The organism is Uliginosibacterium sangjuense (genome assembly GCF_059132465.1).
Window position 1 is genome coordinate 2197978 of the sequence record NZ_CP101132.1, and the last position, 21032, is coordinate 2219009.

At 63.2% G+C, this 21032-nt stretch carries 19 protein-coding genes; 9 read left to right on the top strand and 10 right to left on the bottom strand.

All coding sequences use genetic code 11. The features are described 5' to 3' along the window. Positions 1-133 precede the first annotated feature (133 nt). The 5 genes from NMB43_RS10215 (at position 134) to NMB43_RS10235 (ending at position 6825) form a co-directional block, all read left to right on the top strand. A complete protein-coding gene (locus tag NMB43_RS10215) occupies positions 134-2677 on the top strand; it encodes a sensor domain-containing protein (protein WP_494352055.1) in 2544 nt (847 codons plus the stop codon). 151 nt (positions 2678-2828) lie between these two features. Next, on the top strand, positions 2829-5072 hold the full coding sequence (flgK, locus tag NMB43_RS10220; RefSeq protein WP_494352056.1) for a flagellar hook-associated protein FlgK: 2244 nt from the start codon (positions 2829-2831) through the stop codon (positions 5070-5072). 6 nt (positions 5073-5078) lie between these two features. Beyond that, positions 5079-5993, top strand: coding sequence for a flagellar hook-associated protein FlgL (gene flgL / locus NMB43_RS10225; protein WP_494352057.1), 915 nt, complete (start codon positions 5079-5081; stop codon positions 5991-5993). Between the two features lie 9 nt (positions 5994-6002). After that, the gene (locus NMB43_RS10230; RefSeq protein WP_494352058.1) at positions 6003-6461 is read left to right on the top strand and encodes a hypothetical protein; all 459 of its coding nucleotides are present in this window, start codon (positions 6003-6005) and stop codon (positions 6459-6461) included. Positions 6462-6603: 142 nt separating this feature from the next. After that, positions 6604-6825 carry a hypothetical protein gene (locus NMB43_RS10235; protein WP_494352059.1) on the top strand — a complete coding sequence of 74 codons (222 nt, stop codon included), beginning with the start codon at positions 6604-6606 and terminating at the stop codon, positions 6823-6825. On the opposite strand, the gene NMB43_RS10240 is transcribed toward NMB43_RS10235, so the two are convergent. From NMB43_RS10240 to NMB43_RS10260, 5 genes are read right to left on the bottom strand one after another with little or no spacing between them, the layout of a single operon-like run. Continuing rightward, positions 6807-7553 carry a UDP-2,3-diacylglucosamine diphosphatase gene (locus NMB43_RS10240; protein WP_494352060.1) on the bottom strand — a complete coding sequence of 249 codons (747 nt, stop codon included), beginning with the start codon at positions 7551-7553 and terminating at the stop codon, positions 6807-6809. The genes NMB43_RS10235 and NMB43_RS10240 overlap by 19 nt on opposite strands. After that, on the bottom strand, positions 7550-8044 hold the full coding sequence (locus tag NMB43_RS10245; RefSeq protein WP_494352133.1) for a peptidylprolyl isomerase: 495 nt from the start codon (positions 8042-8044) through the stop codon (positions 7550-7552). Before NMB43_RS10245 ends, NMB43_RS10240 begins: the two co-directional genes overlap by 4 nt. Positions 8045-8095: 51 nt before the next feature. After that, a complete protein-coding gene (locus NMB43_RS10250) occupies positions 8096-8677 on the bottom strand; it encodes a peptidylprolyl isomerase (RefSeq protein WP_494352061.1) in 582 nt (193 codons plus the stop codon). Next, the gene (locus NMB43_RS10255; protein ID WP_494352062.1) at positions 8674-9879 is read right to left on the bottom strand and encodes a L,D-transpeptidase family protein; all 1206 of its coding nucleotides are present in this window, start codon (positions 9877-9879) and stop codon (positions 8674-8676) included. The genes NMB43_RS10250 and NMB43_RS10255 overlap by 4 nt, the downstream gene beginning before the upstream one ends. Next, a complete protein-coding gene (locus NMB43_RS10260; RefSeq protein WP_494352063.1) occupies positions 9876-10952 on the bottom strand; it encodes a YybH family protein in 1077 nt (358 codons plus the stop codon). Before NMB43_RS10260 ends, NMB43_RS10255 begins: the two co-directional genes overlap by 4 nt. 158 nt (positions 10953-11110) lie before the next feature. Between NMB43_RS10260 and cysS the strand changes: the two genes are divergently transcribed. From cysS to NMB43_RS10275, 3 genes are read left to right on the top strand one after another with little or no spacing between them, the layout of a single operon-like run. After that, on the top strand, positions 11111-12487 hold the full coding sequence (gene cysS, locus NMB43_RS10265; protein WP_494352064.1) for a cysteine--tRNA ligase: 1377 nt from the start codon (positions 11111-11113) through the stop codon (positions 12485-12487). 35 nt (positions 12488-12522) lie between these two features. Next, positions 12523-13152 (top strand): nucleotide-binding protein, encoded by a 630-nt coding sequence (locus tag NMB43_RS10270; protein ID WP_494352065.1) that lies wholly within the window; start codon positions 12523-12525, stop codon positions 13150-13152. Positions 13153-13170: 18 nt separating this feature from the next. Beyond that, positions 13171-13827, top strand: a complete 657-nt coding sequence (locus tag NMB43_RS10275) for a cytochrome b/b6 domain-containing protein (RefSeq protein WP_494352066.1) — start codon at positions 13171-13173, stop codon at positions 13825-13827. Between the two features lie 74 nt (positions 13828-13901). Here NMB43_RS10275 and NMB43_RS10280 read toward each other — a convergent pair whose 3' ends face one another. From NMB43_RS10280 to grpE, 4 genes are all read right to left on the bottom strand, one after another. Further along, positions 13902-14357 carry a c-type cytochrome gene (locus NMB43_RS10280; protein WP_494352067.1) on the bottom strand — a complete coding sequence of 152 codons (456 nt, stop codon included), beginning with the start codon at positions 14355-14357 and terminating at the stop codon, positions 13902-13904. Between the two features lie 105 nt (positions 14358-14462). Further along, complete coding sequence (dnaJ, locus tag NMB43_RS10285) at positions 14463-15599, bottom strand: molecular chaperone DnaJ (protein ID WP_494352068.1); 1137 nt, start codon at positions 15597-15599, stop codon at positions 14463-14465. Between the two features lie 94 nt (positions 15600-15693). Then, the gene (dnaK, locus tag NMB43_RS10290; RefSeq protein ID WP_494352069.1) at positions 15694-17616 is read right to left on the bottom strand and encodes a molecular chaperone DnaK; all 1923 of its coding nucleotides are present in this window, start codon (positions 17614-17616) and stop codon (positions 15694-15696) included. A gap of 89 nt (positions 17617-17705) precedes the next feature. Beyond that, entirely contained in the window at positions 17706-18266 is a 561-nt protein-coding gene (grpE, locus tag NMB43_RS10295; RefSeq protein WP_494352070.1) for a nucleotide exchange factor GrpE, read from the bottom strand. 149 nt (positions 18267-18415) lie between these two features. Between grpE and NMB43_RS10300 the strand changes: the two genes are divergently transcribed. Next, positions 18416-19780 (top strand): protein kinase domain-containing protein, encoded by a 1365-nt coding sequence (locus NMB43_RS10300; RefSeq protein WP_494352071.1) that lies wholly within the window; start codon positions 18416-18418, stop codon positions 19778-19780. A gap of 16 nt (positions 19781-19796) precedes the next feature. On the opposite strand, the gene NMB43_RS10305 is transcribed toward NMB43_RS10300, so the two are convergent. Further along, the gene (locus NMB43_RS10305) at positions 19797-20807 is read right to left on the bottom strand and encodes an SPM autocatalytic domain-containing protein (protein WP_494352072.1); all 1011 of its coding nucleotides are present in this window, start codon (positions 20805-20807) and stop codon (positions 19797-19799) included. Positions 20808-21032: the final 225 nt, after the last annotated feature.

The window sequence follows — 21032 nt, forward strand, 5'->3', positions numbered from 1 at the left end:
GTGTTACAGGGCTTGGTGCATTGGTGCGGCGCAGAAATTATATGTCGGCCAGGTATTCAAGCGGCTATGATGGGATGGCGCACTGGCGTATAGAGAGACGAGGCGCTTGTTTCGGGACCAGAGAGACGCACCGATGGGAAACGTCCGCAGTCTTTTCCGCTTGTTGTCCGACCGGGCAGCCGTTGAGCCTGCCAATGCCCTGATTGCCGATGCGGCCGAGATCGTCGAGCGCCTGGGCTCAGACGCACCGGTGGTGTTGTGGCGCTTCTGTCCGGCAGAAGACCGTTTCCTCTATATCTCGCCCTATGCCGAGATGCTGTTCGGCTATCCGTTGGATTCCTGGCTGCTGCCCGGCATGCTCGCCCAGCGCGTGCGCCACGAGGACTTTGCCGGCCTGAGCCAGTTCTTTGCCGATGCGCAGCGCAGCGGCGCGGTGGGCGAATTTGCCTTCCGCCTCAATGCCGCCGATGACAAGGAAGTCTCCCTGCGCTGCTTTGCGGTGCCCTTGCACGGTGATCGCAAGGATGGCCCCGCCGATCTGGGCGGTCTGCTGATCGATATGAGTAGCCATATGGCGCTGACCGCCGCGCTCGGCGAAAGCGAGCAGCGCTTTCGCCATGTGATGGAGCAGGTGCCCAACATCTCGGTCCAGGGCTACGACCAGGATCGGCGGGTTGCCTTCTGGAACACCGCCAGCGAGCGCCTCTATGGCTACAGTGCCGAAGAGGCCAAGGGCCAGTTGCTCGAAGACCTGATCATCCCTGACTTCATGCGCGAGGGCGTGCGCCAGCATGTGGATGCCTGGGTCAATCACGGTGCTCCGATCCCGCCCGGCGAGTTGTCGCTCAAGCGCAAGGATGGTTCCCTGGTGGCCGTCTATTCCAGCCATGTGATGGTGCGCAACCCCGTCACCGGGCCGCAGATGTACTGCCTGGACGTGGAACTGACCGATGTGAAGGCGGCCGAGCGCCAGGCGCGCGAGAGCGAGTTACGTTTCCGCCGTACCTTCGAGGAGGCGCCGGTCGGCATCTGCATCTATGCACCGGACGGCATCATCCTCGACGCGAACCCGGCCTTCTGCCGCATCACGGGGCATCCCATCGGCGCTCTGCTGGGGGCGGCCTGCGACCTGATGACGCACCCTGACGACCTGCCGCGCGACCGCGCGCTGTTTCTCGACTGCCTCGGCGGTGGCCGCAGTGGCTACGTGACCGAAAAACGCATCGTCAAGCAGGACGGGCGGGAGATCTGGGTCGAGATGACGGTTTCCCTGCTGCGCGACGAGGAGGGGCAACCGACCCAGTTCATCGGCATCGTGGAAGACATCACCGAACGCAGGGCCAGTCGCGAGCGCATCGCCTACATGGCGCACCACGACGCCCTGACCGGCCTGCCCAACCGTTCCTTGCTGCAGGATCGGCTCAACATGGCGCTGGCCCATGCGACGCGATCGGCGCGGCCGGTCGCCCTGTTGTTCATCGACCTCGACCGCTTCAAGAACATCAATGACTCGCTGGGCCACATCGTCGGCGACAGCCTGCTGCAGGCCGTCGGCGCGCGCCTGAGCAAGAACACGCGGGCCACCGATACGGTCAGCCGCCAGGGTGGCGACGAGTTCATCGTGCTGCTGGGCGACATCGACTCGCATGAGGCGGCCATGAACGTGGCCTACAAGATGGTCGAACTGCTGGAGGAGTCCTACGAAGTGTCGGGCCACCTGCTGGCCTGCACCGCCAGCATCGGCGTGGCGATCTTCCCCGACCACGGACGTGACGTCGACACCCTCATGCGGCATGCGGACATGGCGATGTACAGCGCCAAGGATGGCGGGCGCAACACGGTGCGCATGTTTCAGAGCGGCATGACGCGCAACGCAGTGGAGCGCCTGAAGATTGAGAACGCGCTGCGCAAGGCGTTGGAGCGGGGCGAGTTCGAGCTGCACTATCAGCCGCAGGTGGAGCTCTCGAGCGGCCGCCTGATCGGCCTTGAGGCGCTACTGCGCTGGAACAGCAGCCTGCTGGGCATGGTGTCGCCGGCCAGTTTCATCCCGGTGGCCGAAGACACCGGCCTGATCGTGCCGATCGGCGAATGGGTGCTCAACGAGGCCTGCGGCCAGATCCGTCAGTGGCAGGAGACTGGCGTGCCGGTGGTACCGGTGGCGGTCAACCTGTCGGCCCTGCAGTTCAATCGGGGCGACATCGTGCGCAGCCTGCGCGAGGTGTTTGAGCGTACCGGGGTCGATCCGGCGCTGATCGAGATCGAACTCACCGAGTCGCTGCTGATGAGCAATGCCGATGGCGTGCTGCACACCATGCGCGAACTCAAGGCATTGGGCGTGGGGCTGTCGATCGACGATTTCGGGACGGGTTATTCCAGCCTGTCCTATCTCAAGCGCTTCCCGGTGGATCGCCTCAAGGTCGACCGCAGTTTCGTGCGCGACGTGCCGGAAGACCCGGACGATGCGGCGATCGTGCACGCCATCGTCCAACTGGGGCACAGCCTGAAGATTCAGGTGATTGCCGAGGGTGTCGAATCGAGCCAGCAGGTCGAGTTCCTGCGCGCCGAGGGCTGCCAGGCCGCGCAGGGCTTCCTGTTCGCCAAGCCTGCGCCAGTCGGATTGACGACCCCCATCCTGCGTGCCGGGCAGGTACCGCAGCGGGCGCCTGTCTCCAGTTGAGCCGCTGGCTGCTCGCGCGAGCCGGCAAGTCTTGCCGCCCGGTCGCCTGAAGGCGCTTTCAGCTCGTCAATTTATTCATTTAAATCAATGGCGTAGATAACTGGCAAAGGACTTGCTACTGCCCAGCTAACAGAGGCAGGAGCGTAATCACATGGCCAGTTTGACGGGAATCGGTTTGTCGGGACTCAATGCCGCTCAGGCAGCCCTGCTGACGACCAGCCACAACATCACCAATGCAAATACCGATGGCTACACCCGTCAGAAGGTGCTGCAGGGGACGCAGACCCCGCTGTTCTCGGGGGTGGGCTTCTTCGGCCAGGGCACGCAGATCGAGACGGTCAAGCGCGTCTACAACAGCTACCTCAACAGCCAGGTGATGGCGGCTGACACCACGCGCACCCAATACGAGACCTACGCCAACGAAATCAAGCAGATCGACAACCTGCTGGCCGACGAGACGGCCGGCCTGTCGCCCTCGCTGCAGCAGTTCTTCACCGGTGTGCAGAGCGTGGCGGCCAACCCGTCCAGCATTCCGGCGCGCCAGACCCTGTTGTCCGCAGCCGAATCGCTGACGACCCGCTTCCACCAGCTCAATACCCGGCTGGAGGAGATCCGCAGCGGCCTGGAGGCGCAGATCAAGGATTCGGCAGACCTGATCAACTCCATCGCCAAGGAAATCGCCAGCCTCAACCTGCAGATCGTGTCGGCCCAGGCGGCCGGCCCGGGCGTACCGGCCAACGACTTGCACGACAAGCGCGATGCACTGGTCACCGAGCTGAACCGCCAGATCAAGACGAGCACCTCGGTGGAGGCCGACGGCTCCATCAGCGTGTTCATCGGCACCGGCCAGCCGCTGGTGATCGGCACGACCAACTTCACCTTGCAGGCGACCGGCTCGCTCAACGACCCCAAGCGCCTGACCATGGGCCTGGTGCAACCGGGTGGAAACGTCATCCCAATGTCGGAGGAATTGCTGACCGGCGGGACCCTGGGCGGACTGTTGCAGTTCCGCTCGGAAGCGCTGGACTCGGCACAGAACGCGCTGGGCCGCATCGCCATGGGCGTGGCCACCGCCTTCAACGCCCAGCACGCCAAGGGGCAGGATCTCAATGGCGTGGCGGGCGGCAATTTTTTCAAGGACCTCGCGGTCAGCGTGCAAAATTTGCCGGACCCGGTCAGTGGCCTGCCTCCGGCGGCGCAGATCAATGCCGTCGTGACTGCGGTGGGCGATCTAAGCGTCAGCGACTACGTGCTGGGCTTTGACGGCACGAACTACGAGCTGCGTTCGCAACCCGGCAACAGCCTTGTGTATTCCGGTACCACGCTGCCCGGCCCGAGCGCGACGCCGCTGGGCGCCTCGACCGCCACTGTGACGGTGACGCCGGCGGCCACTGGCGTGACCGGCATGGCCAGCGAGTACCTGCTGGGCTTCGATGGCACGACCTACAGCCTGACTCGGCAGACCGATGGCGTGGTGGTGTACTCGGGCGCCACGCCGCCGACCACGGTGGAAGGGCTCAACCTGAGCGTGGCCGGGGCAAGTGCCGGCGACCAGATCCTGATCAAGCCCGGGGTGGAAGGGCTCAGCATCTCGCTCGCCTCCGGCACCATCAATGCGGGCGACCGGTTCCTGATCCAGCCCACGCGCTATGCGGCGCAGAACATCGCGGTCGCCCTGTCGGACACCCGCCTTGTAGCGGCCGCAGCGCCATTCCGCACCGCGGCCGAGAGCACCAACACCGGCAACGGGCAGATTTCCCAGGGGGCCACCATGGCCGCCAGCGGCTTCGACACCAACGGCGACAGCATTGCCGACTTCGGGCCGATCACGCTGACCTTCAACGCCGCCGGCAACTTCACCGTCATGAACGGGGCGACCGCGCTGACGCTGATGCCCAGCAACAACTACAACCCGGCGACCGAAGGGGCGGGCAAGACCTTCGAGATCAACATCCCGGGGCAGCCGCGCGTGTCCTTCCAGATCAGTGGCACGCCACAGGCCGGAGATGTGTTCACCATCTCGCCCAACCTTACGCCGCCAGCGGTGGTGGGAGGAGCGGCGACCGAGGTGGGCGTGTCGGACAGCCGCAACATGGTGGCGCTGGGCGGCCTGCAGTCGGCCAAGACCTTGCTCGGCGGCAGCGCCAGCTACCAGTACGCCTATTCGCAGATCGTCAGCAGCATTGGTGCCAAGGCGCGTGAGGCAGAAGTCGGCGCGGACTCGCAGACGGCCCTCTACAACCAGGCCGTCACCGCGCAGCAGAGCCTGTCTGGCGTGAATATCGATGAAGAAGCTTCCAACCTGATCCGTTATCAACAGGCATACCAGGCCTCCGCGCGCGTGATCGACGTGGCCGGCCGCCTGTTCGATGAAATCCTGTCCGTCTCGAGGTAATGCGCCATGAGAATCAGCACATCCGTCATGTATGACGTCAACGTGGCCAACCTGAACCGCCAGCAGACCAACCTGCTGCAGTACCAGCAACAGCTCTCCACTGGCCGCCGCGTTGTGACCCCGGCCGACGACCCCGTGGCCTCGGCCCGCGCCCTGGAAATCTCGCAGGCTGTCAGCCAGGTCAAGCAGTACGAGGAGAACCAGGGTACCGCCAGCGATGCGCTGACCATCCTGGAGAGCAAGATGGCCGCCATCGTGGACCTGCTGCAGTACGCCAAGGACCGCGCCATCCAGGCCGGCAATGCGGCGCTCAGCCCGGTCGACCGCAGCACCATCGCCACCGACATGCAGGCCCAGTTCAGCAACCTGGTGGGCTTGGCCAACAGCACCGACGTCAACGGCGAGTACATCTTCTCCGGCTACAAGGGTGACACCCTGCCGTTCCAGGCCGGCGGGGCCTCTACCGGCGGCATCCAGTACATGGGCGACCAGGGCATCCGCACGCTGGAGGTGTCCCAGGGGCGCCAACTGGCGGTCAGCGACAACGGCGAGGAGTTACTGATGCGCGTCCAGGACGGCAGCGGCGGCTACACCGACCTGTTCTCGATCATGCAGGACTTCATCACTGACCTGAACGGTACCGGTACCAACTACCAGACCACCATCGGCCAGATCGACAATGCGCTGGACAATGTGCTGCGCATGCAGAGCCGTGTCGGCTCGCGCATGGTGGAGGTGGAGTCCCTCAAGAGCATCAACTCCGACCTCCTGCTGCAATACGCGGATCGTACCGAGCGCCTGGTCGGGCTGGACTATGTCAGCGCCATCTCCGATCTGCAGCAGGAACAGACCTACCTGGAGGCGTCGCGCTCCACCTTCGCCAAGATCACCGGCCTGTCACTGTTCGACTACCTGGGCTGAGGACTCGTCATGCGCCGCGCCATCGCCTGCCTGTTCTCCAGCTTGCTGGTCCTGCTGGCCGGCTGCCAGTCGATCAGCGGGAGCTACCCGAAAAGTGGCTCCATCATCCCGGACGCATCGATCCAGCTCACGCCGGATTACTCGATCGCACTGGCCGACGCCTTGCTGATCGCTGGCGTGATCGTGCTGGTCTACCAGGTCGTCGATCCGCGCGCGCCCGCGTGGGAGATCACCGAGATGCGCTATCCCGACAACAAGGTGGTGTTCAATCTGAAGATGCAGCGCATCCACATCGGTGGCCAGGGTGAGGCACGCCAGGTGCTGGAACGCCGCCTGCGCGCGATGGTGCGTACGCAAGGCATGGCGGGCTATGAGCTGCGCCGCTACGAGGAGTCCATCGACTCCCGCATCTGGCTGCCGCATCGCACAGTGGAAGCCGAGGCAGTCCTGATCGCCACCGGCACTTGATTTGTGCGACGCCACAACAAGTGATGAATTTAACAAAAACGCCAGCAGACGAACTTGCATGATCCCGTGTTCTTGTCTGAACTGAAGATAGACAGACAAGCGGCCTTAGTTGGCCGATTCAAAGCGCCCCGGGAGATCCATCATGTTTGAACGCCGCCAGCGCATCACCCATGCCCTTGGCTTTAATCATGTGCAGCGCAGCCTGAAGCGCGGGGAGACGATTCCCGCCTTGCCCGGCCTGTGCGACCAACTCCGCGCCTGCCGCCATGAAATGGCCCGCGCGCGTCGCGAACACCACGAAGAGGAAGAGGCCGCGCCCGAGGTGCGCGAGACCGAAGACGAGGGCTATCCGTTCGACGATTGAGGCGTGAGCGGGGGATGGTCCACGAAGCGCTCGCCATCCCATTCCAGCCAGGTCGGCGCGTCGTCCCAGTCCGCCAGCACGATTCTTTGTCGTGACTTGCCCTCCACCGTCAGCGCATGACGGGCAGGGCGGTGGGTGTGGCCGTGGATCAGGATGTCGGCGCCGGTGTCGCGAAAGCAGCCCGCTACCGCGTCCGCATTCACGTCCATGATCATGAGGCTCTTGTCACGCTTGTCCTCGCGACTGGTGCTGCGGATGCGTCCTGCCACGCGATGGCGCGCCCACCGGGGCAGCAAGCGGAACAAGGCCTGTCGCCAGGGCTCGCGCGACCAGGCGCGGTAGGCCATGTACTTCACATCGTCGGTGCACAGCACATCGCCGTGCATCAAGGCCACCCGATACGGCCCCAGTTCGATGCAGTGCGGCTCGGCCACCAGCTCGGCCCCGGAGCGCCGCGCGAATCCCTTGCCCAGCATGAAATCCCGGTTGCCGTGGAAGACCCTAACCCGCACGCCGCTGCGCGACAGCGCAGCCAGCGCATCGGCCACCGCGCCATTGAACGGTTCGTCCAGATCGCCGTCGGCAGTCCAGTACTCGTAGAGATCGCCGAGTATCCACAGACAGTCCGCGCCGCGCGCCGGACCGTCGAGAAAGGAAAGAAAAGCGGCCGTCGTGGACGGCCGCGATTCCGCGAGATGCAGGTCGGAGATGAAGAGCGTGCGGCTCAAATGACTTCGGCCTTCTCGATGACGACGGCCTCCAGCGGCACGTCGGAGTGGAAGCCGCTCTTGCCGGTCTTCACCGCACGGATCAGGTCGACGACATCCATACCCTCAACCACCTTGCCGAACACGCAGTAGCCCCAGCCCTGCGCCGACTCGTTGCGGAAGTTCAGGAAGTCGTTGTCCACCGTGTTGATGAAGAATTGCGCCGTGGCGGAATGCGGGTCCGAAGTGCGGGCCATGGCAATCGTGCCACGCATGTTCTTGAGCCCGTTGCTCGCCTCATTCTTCACCGGCGCCTGGGTCGACTTCTGGCTCATGTCGGGCAGCATGCCGCCGCCCTGGATCATGAAGTCCTTGATCACGCGATGGAAGATCGTGCCGTCATAGTGGCCGGCTTCCACATAGGAAATGAAGTTCTTGACGGTTTCCGGCGCCTTCTCGGCGTCGAGTTCAAGCGTGATGACGCCCAGGCTGGTGGTCAGTTTGATCATGATAGTGCTCCGCGAATGTTGGAGGAGGGGGCGCGCAGCGCGCGCCGGTTGGGGTTATTTCTTGGCTGCGGGCAGCACGCGCGCGGTCTTGACCACGATGGGCGTGCGCGGAACATCACTCATGCCGTTGGCGGCGCGGCCGGTCGGCACGCCAGCCATCTTGCGTACCACGTCCATGCCCTCGACAACCTTGCCGAACACCGCGTAGCCCCAGCCATCGAAGGACGGGTAGTCGAGGTTCGAGTTGTCGGAAAGATTGATGTAGAACTGCGAAGTCGCCGAGTGCGGGTCGCCAGTGCGCGCCATGGCCAGTGTGCCGGCGGCATTCTTGAGGCCGTTCTTGGCTTCGTTCTCGATCGGGGCGCGCACCGGCTTCTGCTGCATCTCTGACGTGAAGCCGCCGCCCTGGGCGACGAAACCGGGGATCACGCGGTGGAAGATGGTGCCGTCATAGTGCTTGTCCTCCACGTACTTGAGGAAGTTCTCGACCGACTTCGGCGCCTTCTCGGCATTCACCTCCACCGTGAAGTTGCCCAGCGAGGTCTCGAAGGCCACGCGCGTCTGCGCCAGGCAGGGCAGGGCGAGCAGGGCAGCGGCGGCGAGGCCGGCCAGACGCGAGAACAGCTTGGTAGTCATAGGGTCCCTTCGTAGATGATTTTCCACTGGCCGCCTTCGCGCACCCAGTACTGCTGTTTGCGCGAGACGTCGTTGAGGTTGTTGCTGCGGTAATCCTGCTCGAAACTCACGACCACCAGTTCCTGCTCGCCGGGATTGCGCAACACGCTCAGCTTGCGCAATTCGACCTGGATGAAACTCTTGCTGGCGGCGACCTGAGTCTTCTGTTTCGACCATTCCGCATAGTCCAGGTTGGCCGCGCGGAAACGGGTCGAATAGTGGCGCAGGTAACGCGATACGTCGCGGCTTTCCCAGTCGCTGCGCCAGGCTTCGATCTGCTTGTCCAGGGCGGCGCGCTCGGTCTGCCAGTCGCTCAGCGAAGCCCATTCCACGCCGTCGCTGATGACGACCGGCGTCGTACCGATCTGTACATAGCTCGACAGGTCGCGCAGATCCTGGTTGGACAGCACGACACAACCCTCCGACGCCAGCGGAGGACGCGAGTAGGTGTCGGAGGGCACGCCATGCAGCCAGATGCCATGACCGCCACGCCCGTTCATGCGGTCCCACTGGTTCGGGTAGTTGATCGGAAAGGCACCGATACCGTAGAAATCGGTCAGCTTGGCGCGCGGCAACCAGGACGTGATGTGGTACACCCCGGTCGGCGTCTTGAGGTCGCCCTCGCGCAGCTTGTTGGCACCGGCCTTGCCCTGGCTGATGTAGTAGTCGGCCAGGAAGACCGGGCGCCCGTCATCGTTGCGGAACACGTACAAGCGGGAGCGCCGGGTGTCGACCACGAATGCATGCTGCGAGTCTCGCGGCAACTGCAGCAGGTAGCGCGGAATCACGTCCAGGCTGGGGCGGTTGGCGTAACCCCGGATGCGGGCGACGGCTTCGGCGCGCAGGTCTTCCACGCGCTCGGGGGGAGCCCCCTTGATGTTGCCAAAGCCGCTGATGCCTCGCGCCCGTGCCTGCAGCAGGTCGCCATGGATCAGATGGGCGAGGCGGAAGTTCGGATAAGCCCGCAGCAGCGTCTCGGTCCGCGCCAGCGCCGTCTCCAGCTTGCCCTGCTCAAGGTCGCGCAGGACCAGGGTGAGGGTCGCGTCAGGGCCGGCATCCGAGATGCCCGCCATCACCCGATTGGGACCCGCCCCGGAACTGGTGATGAAAGCGACGCAGACCACCACGGAACGCAGCGCGTTCCGTATCGAGAGAATCTTCAACGGCCGATCTTTTCTTGCTGAATGAACCATTGGCCTTGCTGACGCACCATCACCAGGGTCTTGCCGCTCGCGGTATCGAGGTTGTCCGACTTGTAGCCCTGGCGGAAACGCACGGTCGCCTTGCTGTCTCCGTCCATGTCGACGCGCAGGTCACTGAGCGTGACCGAAATGCTACCCGGCTTGCCAACCCGGTCGGCACGCTCCTTTTCCCAGGCCGCGCGGCTCTTCCCGCCCGGCACCTGGAAATCACGCGCATAGGCGCCCAGGTAGTCCTTCACGTCCTTGCGCGACCACGCGGCGGCCCAAGCCTGGACCGCCTTGCGCACGGCCTCTTCAGGATTCGCCGTGGCGGCGGGTTTGTCTGCCTTCAGCTTGTCGGCCGGCGCGCTGGCGACGACGGGCGCAGCCGGTTTGCTGACTGCGGCCGGAACCGGAGTGGATGCAGCGGACACGGCTGGCTTGGCTGCAGGCGTAGCAGGCACAGCCGGAGCAGGGCTGGCGGCCGCCACCTGGGCGGCAGGCTTGGCGGCGGTGGCTGGGGCGGGCTTGGCCCCCACCGAAATGATGTCGCGGATCAGGTTCAGCTTGGTCTGCGCATTCTGATTGCTGCCGTCGATCTGCAGCGCGCGGTCATAGGCCTGGCGCGCCAGCTTTGTATAAAGGTCACCCAGGTTCTCGTGGGCAATGGCGTAGGCCGGATGGGTGCGGATGGCCAGCTCCAGTTCCGCACGTGCCTTGTCGTATTGCTTCTGCTGGGCGTAGATCACCGCCAGGTTGTTGTGCGGTTCGGGCAGTTCCGGTGCTTCCTGGGCCAGGGCCGAAAACACGACGACCGCATCGTCCAGGCGATTCATCTCGGTCAGGATCACGCCCTTGAGGAAACGTGCCGAGCGGTCCTTGGGGCTGCCCGCCAGCAGTCGGTCCACCTGGTCCAGCGCCTGCGAATACTGCCCCTGGCGGACCAGGGCCTGCACCTCCTGCAGGGTGACGGCGCTGGCGGACAGGCTGAAGCCGGCAAGCAGGACGGGGAGGAGGAGCCGGAGACCGGCACGACGGATGGTGTTTCGGCGCATTGTGTTAGAGTCGGTCTGATCAAGCGTCGGTTAAACGGTCGCCGGATTTTACTTTACATCCGTGCGATTTGCCGCAGCCGCGCCGGCCTTTTTCCAACGGCCCGACCAGAACCACAAGATCACGCAGAAGGTGCGCAAAGCGCCTCGCTCAGTCCGCCATGCTCAAGATCTACAACACGCTTACGCGCCAGAAACAGGAATTCATCCCGATCGAACCCGGCAAGGTCCGCATGTATGTCTGCGGCCTGACCGTCTACGACTATTTTCACGTCGGCAATGCTCGAACACTGACCGTGTTCGACATGGTCTATCGCTGGTTGCGTACGGTCGGTTACGACGTGAAGTACGTACGCAACATCACCGACGTCGATGACAAGATCATCGACCGCGCCAACAAGAACGGCGAACCGATCGAGGCCCTCACCGAGCGCATGGTGGCCGCCATGCACGAGGACACCGACCGTCTGCGCATGCTGCGCCCGGTCTCCGAACCACGCGCCACCTGCCACATCGACAACATGCTGGGCCTGATCGGTGAGCTGGTTGAGCGCGGCAAAGCCTACCCTGCCAGCAATGGCGATGTGTATTACGCGGTGCGCGAGTTTTCCGGCTACGGCAAGCTGTCCGGTAAGTCCATCGACGACCTGCGGGCCGGCGAGCGTGTGGCGGTGGATTCACACAAGCGCGATCCGCTGGATTTCGTGCTGTGGAAGGCGGCCAAGCCGCAGGAGCCGCACTGGAAGTCGCCCTACGGCGCGGGGCGGCCGGGCTGGCATATCGAATGCTCGGCCATGAGCAAGGCCGAGCTGGGCGAGACCATCGACATTCACGGCGGCGGCTGGGACCTGCAGTTCCCGCACCACGAGAATGAGATCGCACAGAGCGAAGGGGCTTCCGGCAAGCCTTTCGTGAATTACTGGATGCACGCGGCCTTCCTCAACATGGACAACGAGAAGATGTCCAAGTCGCTGGGCAACGTATTCACCACGCGCGAGATTCTCGCCAAGCTGGACCCGGTGCAGGGCGGGGAGGTGGTGCGTTACTTCCTGCTGCGCGGTCACTATCGCAGTGAGATCAATTACACCTGGGACACGCTGCACGATGCACGCGCCTCGCTGCTGGCCCTCTACACCGCCTTGCGTGACGTTCCTCCGGCAGCGCAGGAAGTCGACTGGAGCAATCCGTTTGCCCAGCGTTTCCGCGATGCGATGAACGACGACTTCAATACGCCGATGGCGTTCGCCGTGCTGCATGAGCTGCGTGGCGAGGTCAACCGCAGCCACTCCGCCGAGCTGTCGGGCTTGTTGCGCGCTCTCGGCGCGACGCTGGGCCTGCTGGAGCAGGATGCAGCCGCTTTCGTGCAAGGCAGCGCGCAGGCCGATGACGCGGCAGAGATCGAGGCCTTGATCCAGCAACGCGTGGACGCCAAGAAGGCACGCGACTTTGCCGGTGCCGACCGCATCCGCGACGAGCTGAAAGCGCGTGGCATCGTGTTGGAAGATGGTGCAGGAGGCACGACCTGGCGCCGCGCATGAGCGCCGTTCCGTACTAAGGCATGGAGGGCAGGCAGGTGGTAAAGGTCTATCTGGTAGCGAATCCCAAGGGTGGCGCCGGCAAGAGCACCGTCGCCACCAACCTGGCCGGCATGCTGGCCCGCAAGGGCTGGGAAGACGGCTCCATGCGGGTGATGCTGGGGGACACCGATCGCCAGCAGTCCGCCGCACTGTGGCTGACGCGGCGTCCGCGCAGCCTGCCGCCAATCTCCACCTGGGAGCTGACTCCGGGGAAGCCTGCCAAGCCACCGCGCGACACGACGCATGCGGTGCTGGATTCGCCTGCCGCCCTGCACGGTGAGCGCCTCAAGGAACTGCTCAAGCTGGCCCACCAGGTGCTGGTGCCGGTACAGCCCTCCATGTTCGACATCCTGGCCAGCCGCGAATTCTTCGACGAACTCGCGGAGATGAAGGCCGCGCGTGGGCTCAAGGTCGGCGTCGTCGGGGTGCGGGTGGACGAGCGCACGCGGGCGGCCGAGCAGTTTCATCGTTTCATCGAAGGCACGGGCCTGCCGCTGGTGACGTCGCTGCGTGATACGCAGAACTACGTCCAGCTCGCCGCACACGGCCTGACCGTATTCGACATCGCGCCGCACCGGGTGGAGAAGGATCTTGCCCAGTGGGCGCCGCTGGCCGAGTGGGTCTGAACCTAGGGAGGAGCACGCATGAGTGAACAGAATCAAGAGATCCGCAAGGTGAGGGTATGGGATCTGCCATTGCGCATTTTCCACTGGGCTTTACTGCTGCTGGTGGCGGGGAGCTTTCTGTCCGAATTCTTCGACAACCTGGATGCCCACGCCAAGATCGGCTACGCCGTGCTGACCTTGCTGCTGTTCCGCATCCTGTGGGGCTTTGTCGGTGGCACGCATGCGCGCTTCGCGAGCTTCGTGAAGGGGCCCTCAGCGATCCGGGCATATCTGAATGGCACCTACAAAGGGCTAGGACACAACCCGATCGGCGCGCTATCCGTGCTGGCTTTACTTCTCGTTCTGGCGGCGCAGGCTACCAGCGGGCTGTTCACCTCCACGGACGAGTTTTTCGAGGGGCCGCTGGCAAAACTGGTGAGTAGTGAGCTGAGTGCAGCCCTGACCGAGTTTCATGAGTTCAATTCGAATGTCTTGTGGGTGCTGGTTGGGCTCCATGTTCTTGCAGTTTTCTTCTACAGATTCTTCAAGAAGGACAATCTGATCCTGCCGATGCTGACCGGAAAAAAGACGGTGGAAGGCGCAGAGCGCGATGCACAGGGCGGAAGTGTGTGGCTCGGTTTGATTGTCCTGGCCGTGGCAATAGGATGCGTGTGGTGGGTGGTGAACAAGCTGTAACCATTCCCGCGCCAGGCAATGAAAAAGGCGACCGTTGTGGTCGCCTTTTCTTTGAGCAGGAGCCGATCAATCAGTTAGTTGCGGGCTTCGCGCAACCGGTAATCGTCATGGCAGCTTTTGCAAGACTGCCCGAGGTCACCGAGAGCTGCCTTGATGCCGTTCAGATCGCCATTGGCGGCTGCCAGCTTGGCACTGGCAGCCATGAGTTTGTCATTGACCGCCTTGAAGCCGGCCGCATCAGACCAGATCTTCATGTCGGCCCGAGTTGGCGCACCGTTCTCGCTGCCTGGCCCGAAACCACTGGCGACCTGCTTGGCCAGCAGGTTGATCAGTTCAGCACTGGCAGCCGCGGTTTCCTTGTTGTAAGGCACATCGCCCTTCGCCATGGCATTCAGGATGGTGGCATTGCGCTGGAATACCTGCATCGCGGACTGTCGATACTTGATCTGGTCTGCGGGCTTGAATTGCTGGGAGAGAGCAGGGGCACTGAAAGTCACAAGTGCGGCAAACGCGGCAATCTGGAACTTCATCGGGGACTCCTCGGTAGCGGTTGTGGGGTATCAGCCGGTTTTCCGGCTCGGGGTTGACACCCCGAGGCCCGAAATTATTCCCGAAGACATCCCACTTTCTGCGAATCAGTCCGCGAAGAAATCGCGCACCTTGTCCATCCAGCTCTTGGCGCGCGGGTTCTGGCTGTCGTGCTCGCCCTGCGCGAGGTTTTCGAACTCGCGCAGCAACTCCTTCTGACGTTCCGTCAGCTTGACCGGGGTTTCCACGATCACATGGCAGTGCAGGTCACCGAAGTGGCCACTGCGCACATTGCGGATGCCTTTGCCACGCAGGCGGAAGACCTTGCCGGTCTGCGTCTCGGCCGGAATCTTGATCGAGGCTGCGCCGTCCAGGGTCGGAATCTCGACTTCGCCGCCCAGCGCAGCGGTGACGAAGCTGATCGGCATCTCGCAATGCAGGTCGTCATTGTCGCGCTGGAAGACCGGGTGCTGGCGAATGTGGATTTCGACGTACAGGTCGCCTGCTGGACCGCCATTCACGCCCGGCTCGCCGAAGCCGGCATGGCGCAGGCGCATGCCGTCGTCGATACCGGCCGGGATCTTGACCTCCAGCGTCTTCTGCTTCTTGATACGCCCGGCGCCGTGGCAATCACCGCAGGGGTCGGTGATGACGCGCCCGGAGCCGTGGCACTTCGGACAGGTTTGCTGAATCGAGAAGAAACCCTGCTGCATGCGTACCTGTCCCGCTCCGCCGCAGGTGCTGCAGGTCTTGGGCTGGGTGCCGGGCTTGGCGCCGGAACCATGGCAGGTGCCGCATTCCTCCATGACGGGGATGCGGATGGTTTTCTCGACGCCGCGGGCCGCTTCTTCCAGCGAGACCTCAAGGTTGTAGCGCAGATCGGCACCGCGGTAGACGCGCTGGCCTCCGCCACCACCTCCCGCACGGCCACCGAAGATTTCGTCGAAGATGCCACCGAAGGCATCGGCGAAGCCCTCGAAGCCGGCGCCGCCCGGTCCTGCGCCGCCGCCCATGGAGGGGTCGACGCCGGCATGGCCGTAGCGGTCGTAGGCGCCGCGCTTCTGGCTGTCGCTCAGTACCTCGTAGGCCTCCTTGGCCTCCTTGAACTTGTCCTCCGCCTCCTTGCTGTCCGGGTTGCGGTCGGGGTGGTACTTCATGGCCAGCTTGCGGTAGGCCTTCTTGATGTCGTCGTCCGAAGCGTCCCGATTGATGCCGAGCACTTCGTAGTAGTCGCGTTTTGCCATGGTCTGATTCCGCTACTGCTTCAAATACGCCGAGGCACAGAGCACAGAGAGGAAGGATCTCTGCATCTCTGTGCCTCGTGAGGTGGGGCTGAGCTTACTTCTTGTCTTTCACTTCCGTGAATTCGGCATCCACCACGTTGTCGTCGGCCGGTTTGGCTTCCGCTTGCGCGCCAGGGGCGGCACCTGCGGCAGCCTGCTCCTTCGCGTACATGGCTTCGCCCAGCTTCTGGCTGGCCATGGCGAGGGCCTGGGCCTTGGCGTCGATCTCGGCCTTGTCACTGCTCTTGAGGGCTTCCTCGGCGTCCTTAAGGGCGGCTTCGATCTTGCCCTTTTCTTCGGCCGACACCTTGTCACCGTGTTCAGACAGCGCCTTCTTGGTCGTGTGCACCAGCGCTTCGCACTGGTTGCGCGCATCGACCAGTTCGTGCTGGCGCTTGTCTTCCTCGGCGTGTGCCGCGGCATCGTTCACCATTTTCTGGATTTCGTCTTCGGACAGACCCGAGTTCGCCTTGATGGTGATCTTGTTTTCCTTGCCGGTGGCCTTGTCTGCGGCCTTCACATGCAGGATGCCGTTGGCGTCGATGTCGAAGGTGACCTCGATCTGCGGGGTGCCGCGCGGGGCCGGTGGAATGCCTTCCAGGTTGAATTCGCCCAGCAGCTTATTGCCCGAGGCCATCTCACGCTCGCCTTGATAAACCTTGATGGTCACCGCGGGCTGGTTATCGTCCGCCGTCGAGAACACCTGCGCGTGCTTGGTCGGAATGGTGGTGTTGCGCTTGATCATCGCAGTCATCACGCCACCCAGGGTCTCGATGCCCAGGGACAGCGGGCAGACGTCGAGCAGCAGCACGTCCTTCACATCGCCTTGCAGCACGCCACCTTGCACGGCAGCGCCCACGGCGACGGCTTCGTCGGGGTTTACGTCCTTGCGCGGCTCCTTGCCGAAGAACTCCTTCACCTTCTCCTGCACCTTGGGCATGCGGGTCTGGCCGCCGACCAGGATCACGTCGTCGATGTCGGAGACACCCAGGCCGGCATCCTTCAGCGCCTTGCGGCAGGGCTCGATGGTGGCGTTGACCAGTTCCTCGACCAGCGATTCGAACTTGGCGCGCGTGATCTTCATGGTCAAGTGCGCCGGGGCGCCATTGGTCATGGTGATGTAGGGCTCGTTGATTTCGGTCTGCTGGCTGGACGACAGCTCGATCTTGGCACGTTCGGCCGCGGCCTTGATACGCTGCAGGGCGATCGCGTCCTTCGACAGGTCGACGCCGTTCTGCTTCTTGAACTCGTCGACGATGTAGTCGATCAGGCGCTGGTCGAAGTCTTCACCACCCAGGAAGGTGTCGCCATTGGTGGCCAGAACCTCGAACTGCTTGTCGCCATCCACGTCGGCGATCTCGATGATGGAGATGTCGAAGGTGCCACCGCCGAGGTCGAACACGGCGATCTTCTGGTCCTTCTTGCCGACCTTGTCGAGGCCGAAGGCCAGCGCGGCAGCGGTCGGCTCGTTGATGATGCGCTTCACTTCCAGCCCGGCGATACGGCCGGCATCCTTGGTAGCCTGACGCTGGCTGTCGTTGAAGTAGGCGGGCACCGTGATGACTGCCTCGGTGACTTCTTCACCCAGGTAGTCTTCGGCGGTCTTCTTCATCTTGCGCAGCACTTCGGCGGAAATCTGCGGCGGGGCCATCTTCTTGCCGCGAACTTCGACCCAAGCGTCGCCATTGTCGGCCTTGGTGATGGTGTAGGGCATCAGGTTGATGTCCTTCTGCACTTCCTTCTCTTCGAAGCGGCGGCCGATCAGGCGCTTGACGGCGTACAGCGTGTTCTTGGCGTTGGTCACGGCCTGGCGCTTGGCCGGCGCGCCGCACAGGATTTCGCCTTCTTCCATGTAGGCGACGATGGAGGGGGTAGTGCGTGCGCCTTCCGAGTTCTCGATGACCTTGGGCGTGCCGCCTTCCATGATGGCGACACAGCTATTGGTGGTGCCCAGGTCGATACCGATGATCTTTGCCATGCTAGAAACTCCTTGTTGTATTCGTTGCGCCGCCTTGGGCTGCGCGGAAATTCATTCCTGACTCGTAATTAGGGTTGTTTGCGTGCAGTTCAAGAGGCCTGGCCACTGGATACCGCCACCAGGGCAGGGCGCAGCACGCGGCCTTCGAGCAGGTAGCCCTTCTGGAACACCTGGGCGACCGTGTTGGCGGGGTGTTCGGAGGGGATTTGACTGATCGCCTGGTGCTTGTGCGGATCGAACTTCTCGCCGACCGGGTTGATTTCTTCGATGCCGCTCTTTTCGAAAGCCTTGACGAGGTTCTTGAGCGTCAGGTCTACGCCCTCACGGATGGCTTCCGGCGTGGCCCCCTCGACCGCCAGGGTCTGTTCGAGACTGTCCTTCACCAACAGCAACTCGCCGGCGAACTTCTCAATAGCAAACTTGGCCGCCTTGGCAACATCGTCCTGGGCACGGCGGCGTACGTTCTCCGTCTCGGCCTTGGCGCGCAGCCAGGCATCGTGGTGCTCCTCGGCCTTCAGCTCGATCTGGCGCAACTGCTCTTCGAGGCTGGGGATGGTGTCGGTATGGTTTTCCGCCTGCGTCGCGGCACTGGCCGTCTGTCCATTTTCCTGGGCGGGTTCTTGTTCCGGCAGTCCGGTGCTGTCCTGCATGAGTCACACTCCCTGATAAAACACTGGACCGCACTTGGGGACGCTTTTGTCCATATCAAGAGGCGAAAGCCGAGTTTTTTGTGCGCACGCCCCAAGTTCAGCGGTTACTATTGAAACTGCATAGTCGGTCGGGGCTTTCGAGGGCAGCCATGTCCAGCATTCCAGAGAAAATTGGCAAATACAGGCTGGTCCGGGAGGTCGGACGGGGCGCCACTGCGACCGTATACCTCGCCGAGAATCCCTTCTTTCCGCAGCCTGTTGCCGTCAAGCACATCTCCTTCAAGGACAAGGGCAAGGACGAGGCCAAGTGGAACCGCCGGCTTCTCAAGCTTCTGCGGGCCGAAGAGTCCGTCGCCAAGAAGCTCGAACACCCGAACATCATCAAGATTCACGAGGCCGTGATCGAGGAGGAGCAGGCCTACATCGTGATGGAGTATTTCCCCGGCACGACGCTGGAGGACTTCTGTAGCTTTGAGAAGATGCTGCCCATCCATCGCGCGGTGAGCATCGTATTCAAGTGCGCGATGGCGCTGGACTACGCCTATCGCCAGGGCATCGTGCACCGCGACATCAAGCCGGCGAACATCCTGATCGACGAGAACGACAACGTCAAAATCACCGATTTTGGTCTAGCGCTGAACGTCCACAAGAAAAGCGACCGCGACTCGACCTTCATCATGGGCGTGGGCTCGCCGGCCTATATGTCGCCAGAGCAGATCAAGAGCTACCCGCTGAACCAGAAGACCGATCTCTACTCGCTGGGGGTCGTGCTGTTTCATCTGCTGACCGGGCGCCTGCCGTTCCGCGCGAAGAACCCGGCCCAGCTCGTCTACAAGATCATCAATGCCGATCCGCCCTCGGCCAGCCAGCTCAACCCGGACGTGCCGGAGCAGATGGATTCGGTGATCCGCAAGGCCCTGGAGAAGGATCTGTACTCGCGCTACAAGAACGGCGCCGAGTTCGCCAAGGACTTGTCTGCGGTGCGCTACAAGATCATGGACGAGAACGCTCGGGTTCCGGACAGTTCGCGTTTCGCGCAGATCCGCCGCCTGCCGTTCTTCACCGAGTTTGACGACATCGAGATCTGGGAAGTGGTGCGTTTCTCGGCCTGGCGGGTGGTCGATCTGCAGACCCAGATCATCAAGGAAGGCAGCACCGACCAGCGTTTCGGCATCGTGCTGGAAGGTGAGGTGGAACTGTCGATGGACGGCAAGCGGGTCATGAAACTGGGCCCGGGCGACTCCTTCGGTGAAACCGCCTATCTCGACGAGATCGACCACAAGCAGCAGTGCACCGTGGTCAGCTTGTCGCCTACGCGCTACCTCGAAATCTCGCCCGCCGCGCTGGATCTTGCGTCGGAAGAATGCCGTGATCACATGCGCGCACGCCTTGTCACGGCGATGGTGCAGCGTCTCAGCAAGGCCGAGAAGACGCTGGCTGCCAGCGGCGAAAAGGCAACCGCAGCGCTCAACGTGACTTCGGTCGGCATGACCCTGCAGTTGGTGGACGACTGAGCGGCAGCGCCGCTGCTCAGGCCATCAGGTCAATCTGCTGCAGCGTCCCGGCGCTGCCGTTTTCATTCAGGTACAAGCCGCTGCTACGGATCTGTCCGGCCACCTCCCCCTGAGGGGTCTTCAGGCTGTAAGGGGTCGCCCTGTGATCCAAGGCCAGCGCGCCCACGCCGGCCTCTGCCAGGGTCTGCAGGCTTTCATCCGGTCGCCACAATCGCAGTTGCGCAAAGCCTGAATCGCCCTCGTCGATCCAGCCATTGCCGTCCTCGTCCAGCGCAGCGAGATCGGAAAATCCATCGCCGCTCTGCGGACCGAAGAGCTCTCGCCCGGAATCGATACTGCCATTGGCGTTGCGGTCCAGCGCCAGAAAGAAGCTGCCGCTGCCCAGACGTGCCAGGGACGACTCCGTGCCATCCGCCAGCAGATCGAAGCTGAAGCGCTCGTCCAGCAAACGCACGCGATCCGCGCCCAGGTTCAGGACCAGCGGGTCTTTCGGACGGGCGTTGCCAGCCTCCAGGACCATGCTGCTTTCCTCGTACTCGTAGCGCGCCATCTCCAGTTCCAACGCGAAATCAATCTGGCGTCCATCCGCCGTGCGCACTGAGCCACTGGCTTGGTAGCGCGCGAACTCCGCCTCCTCTCGAATCGAGCGTGTCTCAACGCGCAAGCTGAATTCAGGCTCGGCCGCAGCGGTGGCCGTGCCGGCAGCGGAGGGCGCCGTCTGACCCTGTCCGTGAGCGCCTGTTTCGACGGGGCGGACATCGCTTTCCTGGAAGAAGCGCACCTTGCGCCCGGTCAGCATCTCGACTACCGAGACCAGGATCTGCAGGCGGGTGTCCAGGGCGTGTCCTGACTCATCCGGCTCCAGCACCAGCGCTTCGGCCGAGAGGGTGACCGGCGTGCTGTCCTGCGGCTCGACCACCGGGGGTTCCGGCAGGCGAAGCTCGATTTGAAAGCTGCTTTCCTGCCGCCGATACTGCCACTGCAGCGCAGCAGACTGCGACTGCAGGTTCGATTCAAGGATTTTCATTGCGTTTCTCCGCGACCGGTACGTCGCCGGCCGTCATGCCTCATTACCGGCCGCAACAGGGGGACCTTGAATACCAGACGGGGGGACGGCGCCCTCGACGGCAACCGTCTGGCAGATCGCGGGGGCGATGGCTAAAGTTTCTGCGCGCCTGGCCGAAAACCTTCCCATCGCCGCCCTACACCCCGATCATGAATGGAGGAACGACGTGAGCCGAGGCAGCACATA